The sequence below is a fragment of the Escherichia sp. KCJ4928 genome, assembly GCF_004352695.1.
In the GTDB taxonomy this organism is placed as follows: domain Bacteria; phylum Pseudomonadota; class Gammaproteobacteria; order Enterobacterales; family Enterobacteriaceae; genus ECMA0423.
Map to the genome: position 1 here is coordinate 1 of NZ_SJWV01000544.1, position 622 is coordinate 622.

The window sequence follows — 622 nt, forward strand, 5'->3', positions numbered from 1 at the left end:
GTATAACAGAGGACTCTAAAGGGAAATCTTTAGTGGGTATAGGTTCGGAACAATATATAAGATCTACACCATTTCTCTCAAATAGAAAGGAATAATATGCCGCTTCATCACTATTTTGAAAACGACCAAAACGGCTCACATCATAAAATAATACAGCCTGTATATCTATTTTCTTTTGTTCTACATCGCTAAGTAACTGCTGCAAAGAATGCCTGCCTACGATACTGACTCCGCTCTTACCTGCATCATCGTAGGTATAAGCGATTTCCATATTGTTCTTTTCAGCATAATCTTTGATATATTCGGACTGATTATGTAAAGAATATTGCTGATGGTCGGTAGACATCCTCAAGTACTGCGCGACCCTAACTCTATGATTTTTTTCATTTTCGCTAGCCATGCACGAAACCTCATGGATGATTCAATACAATGTAGTGGATAAAATTGATCAAATTTTAACCGAATTCAACTGTTTTATCATTGATTAGAGCGAATTTGGTAGATCTTCGAGGTGTATGATAATCGAGAAGAGATGTGAATTATTTAGCTGATATGACCGACAGCTTTCGTTATGTGGACTCAATGTCCCCATTTGTAAATGGCTATGCTTAGTCCACATAGG

Annotated in this window: 1 protein-coding gene; it reads right to left on the reverse strand. The window is 37.0% G+C overall.

Annotation, left to right across the window (positions count from 1 at the left end; all coding sequences use genetic code 11):
• The coding region (locus E0D98_RS25445) for a recombinase family protein (protein WP_131891478.1) at positions 1 to 400 on the reverse strand (400 nt) is incomplete at its 3' end.
• Positions 401 to 622 lie beyond the last annotated feature (222 nt).